Genomic DNA, 17,348 nt, shown 5'->3' with positions numbered 1-17,348 from the left:
AACGCCTGCTATTGTTGCCGCATGCCCTGTCGGGCGATCTGTTCGAGGCTTGCGGCGACGACGATTTCCGGCGCGCCGGTGTTTCCGCGCTCGAGCTCCTCGAGGCAGCGCCGCTTTCCTTGATCAATGGCGATCGGATAGATCTGCTTGGAGGCGTAGAGCTTGCGCAGATCGTCGTTCACCATGCCGCCGTCCCACGGTCCCCAATTGATCGCGACGGCGTGAACATGCGGCCATTTGTGGCTGAGGCCATCGGCCAGCTTGTTGACGACCTCGTTCGCCGCGCTGTAGTCGCTCTGGCCGGCGTTGCCGAAACGACCCGCGATCGACGAGAAGAACACTAGGAATTTGAGAGTTTCCGGCCGCAGTTTCTCGGATAGAACCATGGCCGGGATCACCTTCGTCTCGAACACCATGTCGAAGGACTCGGGCGACTTCTCTCTCATCATCCTGTCGTCGATGACGCCCGCGCCATGCAGCACGCCGTCAATGCGGCCATAGCGATCGTAGATTGAATCTATCAGACGCCCGAAGGCGTCGCCGTCGCGGATGTCGAGCGCGTGGTACTCGACCTGCGCCCCGGCCGAACGCATCGCCGCGATGTTGTTGCGGATCTGACGGTCTTTGAGGATGCGTTTGATCCCGCTTTCGATTTCCGCCGGTTTGACCTTGGCGTTGCGTGCGCGCGCCTCCCCGATGAGAAACTGCCGTAACGCGGCGCGCTCGTTCAGGCTGCGCGTAGCTTCGGGCTCGGCCTCCGGCATCGGACTGCGTCCGACGAGAACGAGCCGCGACCGGAATTTCTCCGCCATCGCCCTCGTGACGTCCGCGGTTATGCCGTAGGCGCCACCCGTGACGAGCAGCACGCCGTCATGCTCCAAGCTCAGGCCCGACAGATCGGCCGTCGGAACGCACTCCTCCGCGAGTTCGAGCTGAAAGCGTCCGCGCTGGGTGAAGCCCACTTCGACCGTCGGATCGTCGTCGTAAAATTCCATCAAAGATTCGTCGACCAGCCGCTTCACGTCGATATCGGGATCGGCGTCGATGCATTTGACTCGCAACTCCGGCCATTCCCGCGCCGCTGACTTGGCGACGCCGAGCGTGCCGGCGGGAGCCGCGGCGAACGGGCGCGCCCGGCGAAGACCGAATTGTCCATCGAAATCGGTCAGATTGAAAAGGACGCCGCCGCCGCACTTGGCGCTTTCCCTCAAATCCTTTTCGAAGGCCTTGAGGAGCAGAAACAATTGCCGTGCGTGGTCCAGACGGGCGTCATGCGCGACGCCGCCGATCGACTGCAAGCCGGACAAATTGAAAATCGCGCCTACCTTGGCGCCCTCGTCGGCGAGCATCTCGCGAAGCGCGGTCACTGCGTCAAGCGAAGACAAGTTGGCTTCGATGCGCTCACTATCGACGAGGCGAGTCTCGCCGCCGGGCGTGACCCGCCAGACCTTATGGCCGTTAGCCCTCAGAGCGTCGCTGATAGCGACGCTCAACTCCCCCGCGCCGCCGACCACGAGGATCAGGCGGTCTGCGGGAAAATCCTTAACTTGCCTTGAAGCGTCCCGCGGCGCGGCCACGGGGGTGACCGCGTAGCGCTGCACGTCCGCGGGATTTGCCTTCGGGGCGTCAGACTCCGCTGTCTCAGGCAAGGAGAGCGACAGCGGAGTCTGAGCTTTTTTTATTGAGTCGGAGCCTCCCGGCTCGGCCTGCGACTTCCGAAACTGATCGTACCAATCGACGATCGCATTCAGGGTCTTGAGGCCCGACAGCTCCTCGAAAACCTTCTCTTCGTCCTGGTTCTCCATGAAGGAGTGATCGTCCTTGAGCTTGCTCAAGATCTCGATCCGCTTGATGGAGTCGATGCCGAGATCCGCCTCCATATGCGCGTCGAGATCGAGCATGTCTTCGGTGTAGCCCGTGCGCTCGACGACCGCCTGCAACAGATCGGCCTTGAACGCCTCGGTCGACGCAAGCTGCTTTGGGCCCTTCTGGTCCGTCGTCTTTGCAGCGCCGGCGCCATTCGCCGCCGGTTTCGCGGCGACCGGAGGCGCGCTCGCGGGGCGCGGCGCCGGTTGCGGAGCCTTGCCGTTCTGCGTGGCGGCAAGCTTCGGCAGCACAGGGGCCGGCGGAACGAAGACGCCGGCCGTCGTCGGAGCCGCCGTCGCCTGTTCGGCGATCAGGAACGGGATCGGCTCAGCGCCAAACCCGGTTCGTTCAGCGGCGCCATTGCCGTTGGCGCCGAGCAGCTGTCCCTGGAACTCGAAGAAACGACGCAATACGTCCTGCTGCTCGCGCTGTAGATCGATGAGTTGCGCCAAACTGTTCTGCACTTGGGCGAACCGCGATTCAGCGCCTAACGCGCTGACCGCGCCAAGCGCTGGCGATGGTACGTGAGTAGACAAGGCTTTGCTCCTCTCGCGTTCGACGCCGAATAATGGCGCCGATGGTGGATAGGCTGCTGCGTTCCCATTGGGTCTGGTTTGGAGGAGCGCGGCGGGCGCTTTCACAGGCGCCGGTTGCGCGGCGGCGCCGGCGGCGCGCTTTGGCGGCTTTGCTTCGCCGCGCCAAGGCTCGGCGCGCCCGCCATTCACCCGCCACGCCATAGGCCCTGGATTGGCCTTGGCGCGAGCCTGTTCGAAGACTTGCGCGAGGCTCATTTCCGCAAGTCCGCGGCGCGCAAACCATGGCGCGAGATCGACCGGAAGGCCGAGCGCAAACGCCCGCGCGAGCAGCTGCGCGAGCTGCAGCCAGCCCGAACGCTCCGGCGCGTCGATTGACAGCGTCGTGTGCGGCCGGTCGCCGAGAATGCGGCCGACGAGCCCGCTCAGCACCTGCCCGGGACCCGCCTCGATGAAGACTCTTGCCCCGGCCGCGTAGAGGCGCTCGATCTCATCGACGAAGCGCAAGGGCTCGACGATGTGGCGCGCCAACACCGCGCGGATTTCAGAGGGCTCCTCGGGATAGCGGTCGCCCGTCGTGTTGCTGAACACTTTGATCTTCGGCGGTCGGAACGTCACCGAGCCGAACTCCGCGGCGAGCGCCGCTTGCGCCCCCGCCATCGCGTTACAGTGGAACGCCGCAGTCACTGGCAGCCGCTTGACTCGCACGTCCTCCCCGCTGAGGGCCTTCACCGCAGCATCGATCGCGGTGATTGGCCCTGCGATGATCGTCTGGTCAGGGGCGTTCAAATTCGCGACGCTCACCGCCAGTTCGAGACGCGCGATCGCCTCTAGCGTCCACGCCTCGTTGGCGTTGACCGCAGCCATCGTCGCCGGCTGTGCGACGGATATCTCCTTGGAGATACGGCCGCGCGCATCGGAGATGCGGATAAGATCCTCCCGCGACAGAACCCCGGCGACGCAGAGCGCGACATATTCGCCGTAGCTGTGGCCGGCGACGAAGTTGGGCTTTAAGCCGAAGGCCGATAGCGCATCATAGGCCGCGAGGCCCGCCAATCCGAGCGCCGGCTGCGCGATGCGCGTGTCGTTCAATGCCGCTTGCTGGCGCTCCCGCTCCTCCTTGCCGAAGACAGGCACGGGATAGACATATTGCGACAGCGGCTTCGGCAGCGTGCTCTTTAGCAGCGCGTCGGCCTTTTCGAACAAGGCGTAAGCGGACGGACGCGCAAGGACAAGATCGCGAAGCATGTTGATCTGCTGCGATCCCTGCCCCGGGAACAGAAAGCAGACGGCGCCACTGTCGGCGCGATGTTGCAGGTTCCGATAGTAGATCCCGCTCGGCGCGCTGAGCGTCGCCTTGCCTTGATGGCTGCGTAGGAAGAATTCAAGCTTGCCCTTTAGGTCGGCGACCGAGTTCGCCACGATGGCGAGCTGCACGATCTGACCGCCGTTCTTCGGCCGCAGCCTGGCGTCGTCAAGGGACGTCGAGTAAGCGAGCTGTGCGAGATCGAGCTCCTGAATCTGCTCGACGCCTTGCAGCAGAGTCCGCGCCGCGTCTTCAACCGCCTCGACGCTCGAACGGCTGAAGGCGAAAATCTCGGCCGCGCGCGGGTTCAGATCCTGCGCGTCGGACGCCCGGAAGTCACCGCGATATTCTTCGAGCACGGTATGAAAGTTGGTGCCGCCAAACCCGAAGGCGCTGACGCCGCAACGGCGCGGCGCGCTGTCGCCGACGCCGAGCCAGGGGCGAATTTCGGTGTTGATGTAGAAAGGCGATTTGGCGAAATCGACGCCTGACACTGGTTTTTCGACGCCGATGGTCGGCGGCAGCACGCGGTGCTTGAGCGCGAGGCTCGCCTTGATGAGCGCCGCGAGTCCAGCCGCCACTTTTGTGTGGCCGATCATCGACTTCACCGAGCCGACGGCGCATTGCTGCGGCGTTCTCGACGCGGGACCGAAGACCATGTTCAGCGCGCCGATCTCGGATTTGTCGCCGACCGACGTGCCAGTGCCATGCGCCTCGATCAGCGTGACGCTCGATGGATCGACGCCGGCGTCGGCATAGGCGCGTTCGAGCGCCAGAACCTGGCCTTCTGGATGCGGCGCCGTCAGGCTGCGATTGTGGCCGTCGCTTGAGCTGCCAATGCCCTTGATGACGGAATAGATCCTGTCGCCATCGCGTTCGGCGTCGGCGAGCCGCTTCAATACAACGGCGCACACGCCTTCGCCAATGGCGATGCCGTCCGCGCTGTCATCGAAGGGGCGACAGCGACCGCGCGGCGACAGCGCATGGGTCTGAGCAAAGGACATGAAGCTGACGGGGCCGTTGGTCCCATCCACCGCGCCAACGAGCGCGATGTCCGCGTCGCCGCTGCGCAACTGTCTGATGCCGACGTCGAGCGCAGCGAGAGAGGAGGCGCAGGCCGCGTCGACGGTGAAATTCGCGCCGCGCAGATCGAGTCGATTGGCGACGCGCCCGGCGACGACATTGCCGAGGAATCCCGGAAAGGAGTCTTCCGTCCACTTCGGCAACTCATCCTGATAGAGGGACTCCAGGATCTGCTTGCGCGCTTCTTCGGAGACGCCTTCGGCTTTTGGCAGATAATGCGCGAGCAACGTCCGGAAGATGTAGATCGTTCCGAGATCATTCATGCCGCCAGAGGCAAAAATTGTCGCGGTGCGCTCGCGCGGGAACGGCCGGCGATCAAGGCCGGCGTCTTCCAGCGCCATGCTCGACACCAGCAGCGCGAGGAGCTGCACGGGTTCGATGGAGCGCAGACTGGCGGGCGGAATCCCGTAACGCGTCGGGTCAAAAGCGACGTCGTCGAGGAAGCCGCCCCACTTCGAATAGACCTTGTCCTTCACGCCGCGTTTTGGCTCGTAGAAGTCGGACGCGCGCCAGCGATCCTCGGTTACTTCGCGAACTGAATCGACGGCCAGCATGATGTTGCGCCAGTAGCTGCGCACGTCGTTCGCGCCCGGCAACAGACAGGCCATGCCGACGACAGCGATTTCTTCGCGCGGTTCTCGCTTTGACGAACTCTTACGGTTGTCGCCGCGGGCGAGCGCCGCCTGGGCGCCGGAGGAGACGGCCTGGTGCAGTTCGGCCATGCTCAACCGCGAGTCGCGCAAGCGCGCGACTTCGCCCATCATATACATGCCTTCACGGCGCTGCGCGTCGGCGTCGAGGCTGACGTATTTCTCGTTGTTACCCTCGGCCGCAGGATTCTCATTGCGTGCGACGCCCTTTGAGGCGATGCGCAGCCGCCCGATGTTGAGCAGCTCGAGCGCCATGAGAATTTCTTCTTCCGACTTGCCCTGCAAAATCAGATCGCGCCGCGTCTTATCGAACTCATCGCAAAAGCTGGTGTTGGCGCAGCGTGTGAATGAGCCGACTCCCGATTGCAGCAGCGCAGTTTCACGGCAGTCAACGGCTTGATCCTGAAATTCCTTGACTATGGCTCCGGTTCGCACCGCTTCTTCGGTGAAGAGATAGGCGGTGCCCATCAACACGCCGACTTTCATTCCTTTGGCCGCGAGCGGCGCCGCCAACACCGAAACAATCGCGGCGGAAAGCCCGTTATGAATGCCGCCGGCGAAGAGGATCTGCACCGTCTCGGGATCATCAATCTTCGCGCTGAGAAGTGTCTCGATGGCCGACTCCCACAGCACGAAACTCGTGCGCGGTCCGGTGTGCCCGCCGCACTCGCTTCCCTCGAAAATGAATTTGCGCGCGCCTTCCTTGATGAAGCCATGCAGCAGACCAGGCGACGGCACATGCAGATAGGTGGAAATGCCCAGCGCTTCGAGTTCCTTGGCCTGGCTCGGCCTGCCCCCGGCGACAATCGCGAACGGCGGCTTGACGTTGCGGATGGCCTCCATCTGCTCCTGTCTCAGGTCGAGCGGCATGAAGCCCAAGATGCCGACGCCCCAGGGCCGCGCGCCCATCAGCTCTTTGGTCTTCGTCAGCAGCGAACGCACTTCCACACCGCGCATCACGGCGAGCGCCAGAAACGGCAAGCCTCCCGCCCGAGACACCGCGTCGGCAAAGGGCGCGACGTCGCTGACGCGCGTCATCGGACCCTGCACAATTGGAAAACGGGCGCCGTGCAGTTTGGCGAGCGCCGAGTCGGGTCGCAGCACATTTTGAGCACGGGCCTCGCCGATCGCGGGCGCTATTGCGTCGCGCAGCGCGGTGATCACGCGTCCTGTTGTGCCGTAGCGACGCCCGAGCGAGGCGGCGAAGGCGATGTCCTGTGCGAGCGGAGTGAGCGCGTCTTCTGGCTCCGCCAACAATCGTCGCAAGAGATCCCGCAGGTCGTCGCCCTTGGCGACGCCGACTTCCAGCTCGCGGAGCTTGCCTCGACCGTGTCGAGCGGAAAGACGAAACAGATCAGCGCCTCGCCCGGCGACGATCGTTTCGCTGCCGTCGAATTGGCTCCAGAGCTTTTTTTGCTCTGCGGACGCGCTCGGCCCCTCTTCCGTCAACCAAAGCTGCTCGGCGAGAACGACTCCACTCGCGCCCGAAAGAACGGCTGCCGCGGCGCTGCGCATGTTGACGCCGCCTTGTATCCAGTAAGGAATCTGGACCTTCCCGCTCAATTCCTGCAGCAGGATGAATGAGGTGGCGGAACCAATCCATCCCCCGGCCTCGTGGCCTTTCACGATCAACCCGTCGAAGCCTTCCGCCTCTGCGAGCAGCGCAGAGTCGAGATCATGGACTTCGAGCAGGACTCGTTGCGCCAACTCTTTCGTAGATTTTAGTAGACCGGTCGCCTCTCGCGCCTTAACGCCCGCAAAAATAAGAAGCGGAACTTTGCCTTGCGTGAGCTGCGAAAGTTCGTTCAGATCCCGGTAAGGACCTGCGGCGGCGTCCCATCTGACACCCCATGTTCCGCGGACGCCCACCGACTTCCGCAGAGCGTTTATCGCGTCAGTGATGACGGAGGCGTCCGCACGCCAACCCAAATCGAGGACGCCAGTCTCGCCCGCCTTGCAGGCGGCAATGGCGATTTGCGGGTCGAGGCAATGGCTCGGAGTGATCGCAATCACCGTTTCCATCTATATCTCCTCGAGTTCAGCTTGTGTCCAAAAAACACGGCTAAAAGCTTATTTCAGCTATGCTTATTTGCGCTTTAATGTTCACTTCGTCAGCTTGTTCGCTTGCGCTGTATCGCGCCTGCGCATGAAAAAATCTGTGCTGCAACACACTCAACAACGCACTTTCGCATCGAGCGTCGCTTCGCTATCGATACTGAGCTGTTGCAAATAGGATGCCCATTGCGCGGTGGCCTCGAAGCAATGCACGCTTCCGCCCACCATCGCATTCTTCGGCGGCGCCCTGAGAAGCTGCGCGGTCGCGCTGCTCATCGGCAGAAATCCACCGTCATGGCGGAGAGCGCCGTATCCCAGAAGAAGACGCCGAAGCGTCGCCGCCCGACTTTCAACGCGCGCCAGTTCAGCCGCGATCGGCTCCATTTCAGCAGCGGCGACAGCGACAGCCGCCTTTATAACTTCGCCCTCGGCTAACTTCAGACTGCTTTCGGCGTTCGCGAGTTCTTGACGAAGGCAATCTGAAGCGCGTCGAAACGAGGCCGATTGATTTTTAAGAGAGAAAATCCTTTCAGCGAGCTTCTTCGTTTTCGGCGATAGCTCGAGCGCGCGGCCCGCCTCTTGTCCTGTCGAACGAAGTATCGATGCCGCGCACTCTTCAGCGATCCGCTTGTCAAGATTGGCGAATCTGGAAAGCCTTCTCTGGATCGCAGCAGAAAAATTGTTGGCGCGTTCGACGGCTTCCTGGATGCGGTCTCTCGTCGCCTTGATTATATCCCGCTCACGCTGCGCCAGTTGCAGCGCCGAACGCGCTTTAGCGCGCAACACATTCACTTCGTGATCGAGAGATTGATCTTCGGCGGCCACGAATTGCCGGTTTAAGACAATTACGCCGACCTCTTCCGAACGGCGTCCACGAATGGATTTATCCGATTCAAAGCATGTATTGAGCGAGACCGCATTGATGGCTTCCATCAATGTCCCTCCAAGAAAATCGCCACCGCGCTCTGGCCAAATTATGTGCATTGCGCCTAATCGTTAGGTGCACTGCAGCAACCGCTATCTGTCAACGTTCCGCTCTAAAATTCGTTGCATCGCGCGCGCAATTTTCTTGAATTTTTTCGTCGCACCCCGAGCAAATGCGTGAATTTATTTCGATGTGTCAGTGACTTCCTTGATGTAGATTTTTTTTTTCAAATCGCGCCGTGATCCAATCGGTCGGCGTCTCATTACTAAACCTACTAATGCGTTTGCATGACGATCCGTTCCTGAAGCGTGTTTAAGAGAAAGCGCAACTGCCGCCGACCATCACTCCGGCTGACTCCCAATCGCAATGACGCAAGGAACATTTTTTGCTTGTTTGACCGGAGAAGTTTTCTCCGATGTCATCGCCGCGCAAGGGGATCTCAAGATGAGCGCGCCGGAGCGCATCCACACCTACTCCGGAGTCGTCTACGATAGCGCGTGCTGGAACAGCCTCATGCTACGCGCGGGCCACATCTTCGTCTGCTCAGCGCCCAACTGCGGAACGACCTGGACGCGGAAGCTGTGCGCGCTCCTCGTGCATCAGGGCGCGACGCTGCCGTATCCGCTGACGCGCCTTTCTCGCTGGCTCGACCGCCTAGCGCAGCCCAATATGGGCTTAACTCGGTGTCGAGATGTTCCGATGTAGCAAGCGCCACAAGTCGCCGAAGGAAATACACATGAGGGCACTTAAAGTCGGGGTAGTTGCCGCCCTTCTCGCTTCGCCAGCTTACGCCGACCGAAAAAAAGCGGACGCATGTGCAGCGGGTCTTTCACCTGACTCTAAAGTCATCTACGCGGCAGCAGTCGGGAAAATGCGTCGAGGAGCCGACAACGAGGCGGTCGTAACAGCAATCACCCTAAGCAAGGTAAGCTCCGGCAGATTAAGCCCTTTAACCGCAAAGACGACCGCCGAGGCTGCCGGTGATTGCCTAAAGAAATTGGCAGATTGAAAGCCATCGGGTGATTGCGGTCTTGCCTGAGTTTTTGTTGTCGCCCCTTAATTCTGCAACATCTCGGCGGCCGCGCCGAGCTTTTAACTCTTACGATCAAAACCGCACGACGGGCGCTCTTATCCTCATCGACCGCTTCACCAATGCGACGGCCGCCGCATGGATCATCGCCTTACCGCTGCGACGCGCGACGAAATATCAATCTTCAGCAACGATCCGTCTGCCTGGCGACCGGCGCGAGGCTGGGGAGAGGTTCCCGCCAGTTCGCTTTCAACGCTTCCAAATTCCGGCATCTCGATAAGCAGCGCGAAAGCAGTGACATTCACGAGGCCGAAAATCGAAGGCAGAATGTCGAGACGCCGCGCAAGCTGGACGCCGTCGTTGATCAGCCTTTTGATCGCAGCGTCGATCTTGTCAATCTTGGTCTCGATCTCGAGGCGTCTCTTGTTTCGCTTCTCGAGCATAGCGCGCGAAATGGCGCGGCCTTTTACGGGTGTGCAATCTCTGATGAGCGCCGCACGGGCAAGATGCAAGCTTCTTCAAATCAATGATGATTTTGGCTGGCACAGGCCGCTCCGGCAAATCGAGAAGCTCGCCCATGCATGCGAGAGTGGCGGCATCAACATGATCGGTTTTGACTAGTCTCCCAACGGCCTCGGCGATGCGTCCGTCGTGGATTGACCTTGGCGACAGGCAGACCTGCCGTATTGAGTGCCTTCGAGGGCGCGGTGGCAAGAACCAGTCGGCTCAAATAACACACGCTTTATCGGCGAGGCCGACAGGCATTTACGCATGGCGCGCCGCCTAGTTTGTCGTGGGCAAAGCGGCGCGCCACCCCGTCCGGTAGGCGGTGCGCACTGAGTTAATCTTGCGAGACGTCGACGTCAGGGCGATCAAACCCTAGCTCGACCTGTCAAAAAAGGTCGGCGGCTCTTCGATGGAGATTTCATGAATCCGAGATCTGCATTTTCGTCAGTCTCCTTCAATAAAGGCGACTGCGCCGCTTTTGCCTATTGCTATCCTGTCATGCGCAAAGCGTAGACTGTGCAAGGCTTTGAGTCTTCGATGTCGACCGTTCCGCCCGCGAAACTCTCGGCCGTCACTTTGCTGAATCCCAAGGCGCCGAGTTTCGCGACAAGTGAAGACAATACGTGCTTGTTTGAAGGTTCTATCTCGAGCACGAGTTGCCGGATTAGAGGCCAGTGTTGTTCTTCCAAACCATGCAGAGCTTCGATCTCGGCACCTTCGATGTCGATCTTCAACAGATCAACGCCTCGCAGCGCCTGTTGACGAATTGTGTCGCTCAAGGTCTGTATCTTGCACTTTATAGTCTGCGTGTCTTTGAGTATCGGCTTCACGATTAGAGCAAACACGCGGCGAGGAAGGAACGCAAACGCGCGATGCAGATTCGAGAGCTCAGACGAGGTTACTTCTGCAGAAAATCTCTCCCAATGGCGCCGCTTTTCTTGCAAATGCAGTGTCGAGTTACTTGGCATTTGCGGAAAAAACGCGATCGTCGCTTCTGCGTTCGTTGATCCAATCGCGTAATCAAGAAGCGTTATGTCGTGCAAACTCCGACGTGGTGATCCTCTCAGGTTCCGTTCGAGGCAGGCATACGTGTTGGGCACCGGCTCCGCGCATACGATTTTGAGATCACGAAAGCGCTCCATCAGTGAAAGCGCAAACATCCCGATATTTGCGCCTATATCGAGAACAACATCGCCGTTATTGACCGAAATTCCATGCTGCTCGTAACAATGCCGTTCGAAAATCTCCTTGTAGAGAAAGCGCGTATCATGGCGAGACTTCGGAGCATTCCAAACACGGAGTCCGTTTGGGCAGCGGAATTGCTTCATCGGCACGGACGCATGAATGACCGCATTCATCATGGGGTTGTCCTTTTGCGCACGCTACTTATCCCATCGCGAGACTGCTCGTGGGCAGGGCTAGAGCATGTTAGTCCATGACCGGCCGCTCCTGCAATGTGAGCGTGGACAGCGGAGCTGATTGAGGTTGCTCAGCCGGCCACGCGATGAATCTCGTAAATTCCTAGCAGTCGAGTCGCTTCATGTCTTTGCTGCGAAGAATCCTTCGAATCCGCATAGCGCGCGCAACGCGACGAAGTCTGGGGGACCTGCAAAGCGCTGCGCCGACGATCGGCGATTCAAAACTTTTTTATAGAATAGTTCTCTGCCTGCTGTGATGGCGTGATTTGGGGTCTTGCATCCCGGACAACCGCCGATCTCCGCTGCGGTGGCCGTAATCGCTCAACGGCTCGCCTCGCGTTCCACGGTCATGACTCTGACACTTGATCCGAGTGTCCATGCTGATTTTGCTTGCATGCGCCTCAATGCCGGCCACAAAATCACCAACCGGTAGCAAGCACGAAATCGGAGGCAGGCCTCAATGACCTTGGATCAGGGACGCGTTCCGGCTTGCCCGATTACCGGCCTTCCAGCAGTCCGCCATATTCAGTGGGTGCCAGCACTTCTCCTCATTCGCTTATGGCGAATCGAGTTCAAGACGGATCCCCGGCCGAGCTTCGACGGGGTCGATCGATTCGGCTTGTGGGAGTCGCCCACAGGTCTCTATTTCTTCGACCCACCTGTTGAAGGCGACGACGCATTTTACGCGGCTTTCTATTCAAGACTTCGCGCTTTAGGTCTCTATTCCAAACAAACCGCCCGCCCGGAGTTTGTGATGGCTGCCCGACACGTCAAGCCCGGCGCGCGCGTGCTCGATATCGGGTGCGGACTTGCGAACTTCCGAACGTGCGTGCCACAGGCGACTTACACTGGGCTTGACCCGCATGTCGCCGAGGGCGACGCCGACGGCTCAGTGTGCAGCGAGACGCTAGCTCAGCACCTCGTAAATCACACGGGTGCTTATGACGTCGTGTGCGCCTTTCAGGTCCTTGAGCATGTCAAGGCGCCCGTCAATCTCTTCGCTGAGATGGTGCAGGCAGTCAAACCGGGGGGGCTCATTATGGTCGGCGTGCCGCATGTCCCTTCCGCAATGACCCGCATACCAAATTTTTTAATGAACGCGCCACCCCACCATCTAACGTGGTGGACGAAGTCTGCGCTGATCCACTTGGCGAAGGGCGTCAACGTCGTCATCGACAGCATAGAGAACGTTCCCTGGGGTAAACACGATGCCCTGATCTATTGGATAGAACATTGTACGCCTATCAAAAGCACCGGCCAGCATTACAGTGAAGCGTGGTCCTGGCATGCTTCAGCTGCAGTGGGGCTAGCCAGCGGCGCCATTGCGCACTGGATCCGTGGCATTCCGTCGACCGATGACGAAGGTTCCGGATTGCTGCTGGTTGCGCGGCGCCCATGCGGATTATCCTAATGAGAATCGGCCGAGCGTCCGCGCCTCGTCACGGTGCGCGACGAAGCCGACCAGGCGCTTCGTGGTAGAGGTAGTGTTGGAGCGCGCAGGTACGCGTGATGAATCCTATCTCGACGTCACCGAGAACCACAACAACATCTCGATCGGCACGACGATCGCCGAATTGATCCGAGCGAGGATCAAGGCTGAGACGGGACTGAATGCGTCCGCCGGCATTTCCTACTGCTGGTTCCTCGCAAAAACGGCGAGCGATCTGAATAGGCATCGTTTCAGGGGCCGGAACGTTCGATCCCGAAACGGCGCAGCGTCCGTTCACCATCGGCGCGCCTGATGCGATCACGGCTGTTTTTCTTTCGCCGCTCATGGATCGTCTGACGCAAGCGGCGACACGCGTCGATATTCGTCTTCTGCAACTCATGCCCTAGCATCACGGCAAGCTGAGGAGCGAACTTTGGCATACCACTTCGACGGAGTTCGATGCGCGGAGACTAGACTTGGCAGTGCTGCCGATTGGCGCGCCACCGCCACCACGTTTCGTCTATCGCTTGCTCCTCGAGGAGGATTTCGTGGTCGCCATGCGCGCGGGTCATCCGTTAGCGCGTAAGCCGAGGCGCGACACCTACCTCAAGGCGTCGCACATGTTGGTCTCAGCCATCGGCGACGCGCATGGGGTCGTCGACGCCAAGCTGGCCGAGATGGGGCTCGCACGCCGCGTCGCGCTTACAGTGCCGAATTTCACATTGGCGCTGGCGCAGTTGGCCGAGAGCAATCTTGTTGCGACATTGCCGCGCCACCTCGTGGTGCGCGGCCGAGTCTAAGCCGCCGAGGGTATCCGGTCACTCCCACTCAATCGTCCCCGGCGGCTTGCTCGTCACATCGTACACCACGCGGTTGACGCCCTTCACTTCATTGATGATCCGCGTCGCGGCGCGGCCAAGAAAGCTCATGTCGAAGGGATAAAAATCCGCGGTCATGCCGTCGCTCGACGTCACGGCGCGCAGCGCGACGACGTAATCGTAAGTGCGCCCGTCGCCCATCACGCCGACGCTGCGCACCGGCAAGAGCGCCGCGAAGGCCTGCCAGATGTCGTCATACAATCCCGCCTTGCGGATCTCGTCGAGATAGACGGCGTCGGCCTTGCGCAGGATCGCCAGCTTCTCGCGGGTGATGAGGCCGGGGCAGCGGATCGCGAGCCCAGGCCCCGGAAATGGATGACGCCCGACAAAGGCTTCCGGCAGTCCGAGTTCGCGCCCGAGCGCCCGCACCTCGTCCTTGAAGAGTTCGCGCAAGGGTTCGACGAGCCGCATGTTCATGCGCTCCGGCAATCCGCCGACATTGTGATGCGATTTGATCGTCACCGACGGGCCGCCAGTGAAGGAGACGCTCTCGATGACATCGGGATAGAGCGTGCCTTGCGCGAGAAACTGCGGCGCGCCGCGCCCGTCCTGAGCAATCTTCTTCGCTTCGGCTTCAAAGGTCTCGATGAACAGTCGTCCAATCGTCTTGCGCTTCACCTCCGGATCGTCGACGCCCTCTAACGCGCCGAGGAACAGGTCCGCCGCTTCGACGTGATGCAGCGGAATGTTGTAGTGATCGCGAAAGAGCCGCACGACCTCTTCCGCCTCGCCCTGCCGCAACAGGCCGTGATCGACGAATACGCAGGTCAAACGCTCGCCGATCGCTTCGTGAATGAGCACCGCCGCGACGGCGCTGTCGACGCCGCCCGACAAGCCGCAGAGCACCCGCCCATCGCCGACCTGGCGCCGGATCGCCGCGATCGCCTCGCCGCGAAACGCCGCCATCGTCCAGTCGGACTTCAGCCCCGCGACCTTATGCACGAAATTCGATAAGAGCCTGGCGCCGTCGGGCGTATGCACGACTTCGAGATGAAACTGCACGCCGTAGTAGCGGCGCGTCTCATCCGCGATCGCGGCGAAGGGCGCGTTTTCGGACGCGGCGATGACGCGAAAGCCTTCCGGCAGCTTCGTCACGCGGTCGCCATGGCTCATCCAAACGGGGAAGCTGCCGCCCTTCTCCCACACGCCGTCGAGCAGCGCGCTGTGCTCCAGCGCCGTCACATCGGCGCGGCCGAATTCGCGATGATGACCGCCCTCGACCTTGCCGCCGAGCTGGGTCGCCATCGTCTGCTCGCCATAGCAGATGCCGAGCACCGGCACGCCGGAGTCGAAAACGCTTTGCGGGGCGCGGGGAGACCCCTCGTCCGTCACCGAGCACGGCCCGCCCGAGAGGATCACCGCCTTGGGGCGGATCTCGGCGAAAGCGCGCTCGGCGGTCTGGAACGGCGCGATCTCGCAATAGACGCCCGCCTCGCGCACGCGCCGGGCGATCAGCTGCGTCACCTGCGAGCCGAAATCAACGATCAGCACCTTGTCATGGCGATCGGCGATGTCGTGATGGAAGACGTCGGGCGCGGTGGTCATGGGTTCTCTTTTTTGTAGGCCCCCACCCTGTCTCTCTTAAAGGGGAGAGGGGACCCTAACGACGCAGAGTGCGCGGTTTGTTGTCAGGACCCGAGTCGGACTCCCTCTCCCGCGAAGCGGGGGAGGGTTGGGGTGAGGGCAATCTTTCCTCGACGCGTAATCGTATCATTTCCAACGCGCCGTCAAATTCTGCGTAAACCGCTGCATTGGTTACGCGCAAGACTGAAAAGCCGTTAGCCTCGAACCAGGTGTCGCGCCGGCTGTCGCGCGCAAGCTCAGCATCGGTGGAATGCGTCGCCCCATCGACCTCGATGACAAGTTGTGCGGCGTGACAGAGAAAATCCGCGATATAGGGGCCGCAAGGCGCTTGGCGGCGGAATTGCAGCCCATGAAACCGGTGGCCGCGCAGCGCCGACCATAATTTTCGCTCGGCATTCGACATGTCGCGGCGAAGATTGCGCGCGAAATCAACTTTCGGAAGCTTCGCGTCTGTCACGCCCCCTCCCTGTCCCTCCCCCGCTTCGCGGGAGAGGGGACGCCAACACTCGACATTTGCGCAAGCTCAGACGAATTCACTTTCGCCAAGACACAAATGTAAAACCCGTCCGTGCCGCTTGTCGCCGGCGACAGGCGGATGCCAGGTCCGTGCGGCGAGGCGAAGCGGGCGAGGTCGGGGAGGCCGGCGGCTTCCGCAGTTTCGGCGGCTGATCGCGACGCGAAATCGGGATTGGCGGCGAGAAAGGCCGCGATCTGGTCCTCGTTTTCCTCGCGCAGCGCCGAACAGGTGACGTAAGCGAGCCGACCGCCGGGCTTCACGAAGCGAACGGCCATCGCCAAGAGTTCGCGCTGCTCCTTCAATCTTCGGTCCAGCGCGCCGGGCGCGAGCCGCCATTTGGCGTCGGGATGGCGCCGCCAGGCGCCGACGCCCGTGCAGGGCGCGTCGATCAGCACGAGGTCGCAGCGCGCCTCGAGATCGGCGAGCACGTCGGCCTTGCCGCGCGGCGCGCGCACCTGAATGTTGCGGGCGCCGGCGCGCTCCAGCCGCTCATGGATCGGCATGAGCCTGCGCCCGTCCGCGTCATAAGCGTAGACTTGCCCGCGGTTATGCATCTGCCCCGCGAGCGCCAGCGCCTTGCCGCCGCCGCCGGCGCAAAGGTCGAGAACCTGCTCGCCCGGCCCGGCGGCGCAGAGCAGCGCCGCGAGCTGCGAGGCCTCGTCCTGCGGCTCGACGAGCCCCTTCACATAAGCGGTCTCGGCGGTCAGCGCCGGACCCCGCCCCTGCCCCGCCTCGATGCGCATGCCGATCGGCGAAAGCGGCGTCGGCGCAGGAGAGAGATGCGCGAGCTTTTCGAGCGCCTGTTCGCGCGAGCATTTCAGAATATTGACGCGCAGATCGACAGGCGCGCGGGCGGCGAGCGCCGCGCCTTCTTCGGCCGCGCGCGCGCCGAACGCCGCCTCAAAATGCGACGCCAGCCATTCCGGATAGTCGCCGCGCACATGATCCGGCGCGTCAGCGAGCGAGCCCGTCTCCAACCGATGGCGCTCCTCGTCCGAAAGCGGGGCCGGCGCATGGCCGGCGCCCGAGCAGAGCGCCGCGATCGCCTCGGCGCCCTGGCCGCGCGCCTCGCGCAGCGCGCCGAGCATGATCGCGCGCGGATCGTCCGCGCCCATGACATAGATGGCCGAAGCGCGCTTCCGCAGCGCGTCGAAGACGAGGCTGGCGATCGCGGCGCGATCCTTCGAGCCGGCGAAGCGATGCGCGATGCCCCAGTCCTTTAGCGCCTCGGCGGCGGGTCGGCGGCGCTTTGCAACATCGTCGAGCACCTCGATCGCAGCGGAGATATGTGCGGCAGGAGTCATCGGCGCGCCGTCCAAGCGGCGCGCGATGGACATAATTCCGTCGCCACAGCCACGCTCTTACGCAAGAGGCGCGAAGATGCGCGCCCTCTTGAGAAATATGGACGAAACTGATGCGACGCCTTCATCTGATCCTTGCTTCGCTTTTCGCTTTGTCGCTCGCCGCCTGTGCGACGCAGCCCCCGCCGCCACCGGATTATCCGCCGCCGCCGATGCGCAAGCTCGACGCCAAAACTCAGCTCGAAACCGGCCGGACGTATTAGGAC

General features: G+C 61.6%; 12 protein-coding genes. 5 read left to right on the top strand and 7 right to left on the bottom strand.

All coding sequences use genetic code 11. The features are described 5' to 3' along the window. Nucleotides 1-8: 8 nt before the first annotated feature. Both A3OO_RS0112705 and A3OO_RS0112700 read right to left on the bottom strand, forming a co-directional pair. Complete coding sequence (locus A3OO_RS0112705; RefSeq protein ID WP_018408218.1) at nt 9-7,460, bottom strand: type I polyketide synthase; 7,452 nt, start codon at nt 7,458-7,460, stop codon at nt 9-11. Between the two features lie 150 nt (nt 7,461-7,610). Then, the gene (locus A3OO_RS0112700) at nt 7,611-8,426 is read right to left on the bottom strand and encodes a hypothetical protein (protein ID WP_018408217.1); all 816 of its coding nucleotides are present in this window, start codon (nt 8,424-8,426) and stop codon (nt 7,611-7,613) included. Nucleotides 8,427-8,811: 385 nt separating this feature from the next. Between A3OO_RS0112700 and A3OO_RS22665 the strand changes: the two genes are divergently transcribed. Beyond that, nucleotides 8,812-9,123: a hypothetical protein gene (locus A3OO_RS22665; RefSeq protein WP_156824819.1), complete on the top strand. Its 312-nt coding sequence runs from the start codon at nt 8,812-8,814 to the stop codon at nt 9,121-9,123. A 468-nt stretch (nt 9,124-9,591) separates the two neighbouring features. On the opposite strand, the gene A3OO_RS0112690 is transcribed toward A3OO_RS22665, so the two are convergent. Both A3OO_RS0112690 and A3OO_RS0112680 read right to left on the bottom strand, forming a co-directional pair. Continuing rightward, complete coding sequence (locus A3OO_RS0112690) at nt 9,592-9,891, bottom strand: hypothetical protein (RefSeq protein ID WP_018408215.1); 300 nt, start codon at nt 9,889-9,891, stop codon at nt 9,592-9,594. A gap of 552 nt (nt 9,892-10,443) precedes the next feature. Next, nucleotides 10,444-11,316 (bottom strand): FkbM family methyltransferase, encoded by an 873-nt coding sequence (locus A3OO_RS0112680; protein ID WP_018408213.1) that lies wholly within the window; start codon nt 11,314-11,316, stop codon nt 10,444-10,446. Between the two features lie 517 nt (nt 11,317-11,833). On the opposite strand from A3OO_RS0112680, the gene A3OO_RS0112675 reads away from it, so the two are divergent. The 3 genes from A3OO_RS0112675 to A3OO_RS22660 all read left to right on the top strand — a co-directional run bounded on the left by A3OO_RS0112675 (nt 11,834) and on the right by A3OO_RS22660 (nt 13,602). Continuing rightward, the gene (locus A3OO_RS0112675; RefSeq protein WP_018408212.1) at nt 11,834-12,784 is read left to right on the top strand and encodes a class I SAM-dependent methyltransferase; all 951 of its coding nucleotides are present in this window, start codon (nt 11,834-11,836) and stop codon (nt 12,782-12,784) included. Next, nucleotides 12,729-13,115, top strand: a complete 387-nt coding sequence (locus A3OO_RS0112670) for a Y-family DNA polymerase (protein ID WP_083909761.1) — start codon at nt 12,729-12,731, stop codon at nt 13,113-13,115. The genes A3OO_RS0112675 and A3OO_RS0112670 overlap by 56 nt, the downstream gene beginning before the upstream one ends. Before the next feature lie 106 nt (nt 13,116-13,221). Beyond that, nucleotides 13,222-13,602, top strand: coding sequence for a LysR substrate-binding domain-containing protein (locus A3OO_RS22660; RefSeq protein WP_083909760.1), 381 nt, complete (start codon nt 13,222-13,224; stop codon nt 13,600-13,602). 18 nt (nt 13,603-13,620) lie between these two features. Here the strand turns inward: A3OO_RS22660 and guaA are convergent, their stop codons facing one another. The 3 genes from guaA to A3OO_RS21650 are packed head-to-tail and all read right to left on the bottom strand — an operon-like array spanning nt 13,621 to nt 17,085. Next, a complete protein-coding gene (guaA, locus tag A3OO_RS0112660; protein ID WP_018408209.1) occupies nt 13,621-15,225 on the bottom strand; it encodes a glutamine-hydrolyzing GMP synthase in 1,605 nt (534 codons plus the stop codon). A gap of 55 nt (nt 15,226-15,280) precedes the next feature. Further along, the gene (locus tag A3OO_RS0112655; protein WP_018408208.1) at nt 15,281-15,721 is read right to left on the bottom strand and encodes an endonuclease domain-containing protein; all 441 of its coding nucleotides are present in this window, start codon (nt 15,719-15,721) and stop codon (nt 15,281-15,283) included. Then, the gene (locus A3OO_RS21650; protein WP_245257213.1) at nt 15,718-17,085 is read right to left on the bottom strand and encodes an RsmB/NOP family class I SAM-dependent RNA methyltransferase; all 1,368 of its coding nucleotides are present in this window, start codon (nt 17,083-17,085) and stop codon (nt 15,718-15,720) included. The genes A3OO_RS0112655 and A3OO_RS21650 overlap by 4 nt, the downstream gene beginning before the upstream one ends. Before the next feature lie 110 nt (nt 17,086-17,195). On the opposite strand from A3OO_RS21650, the gene A3OO_RS24015 reads away from it, so the two are divergent. Continuing rightward, nucleotides 17,196-17,345 (top strand): hypothetical protein, encoded by a 150-nt coding sequence (locus A3OO_RS24015; RefSeq protein ID WP_018408206.1) that lies wholly within the window; start codon nt 17,196-17,198, stop codon nt 17,343-17,345. Nucleotides 17,346-17,348: the final 3 nt, after the last annotated feature.

The organism is Methylocystis rosea SV97, from assembly GCF_000372845.1.
In the GTDB taxonomy this organism is placed as follows: domain Bacteria; phylum Pseudomonadota; class Alphaproteobacteria; order Rhizobiales; family Beijerinckiaceae; genus Methylocystis; species Methylocystis rosea.
This window is presented reverse-complemented; position numbering and strand designations above follow the sequence as displayed.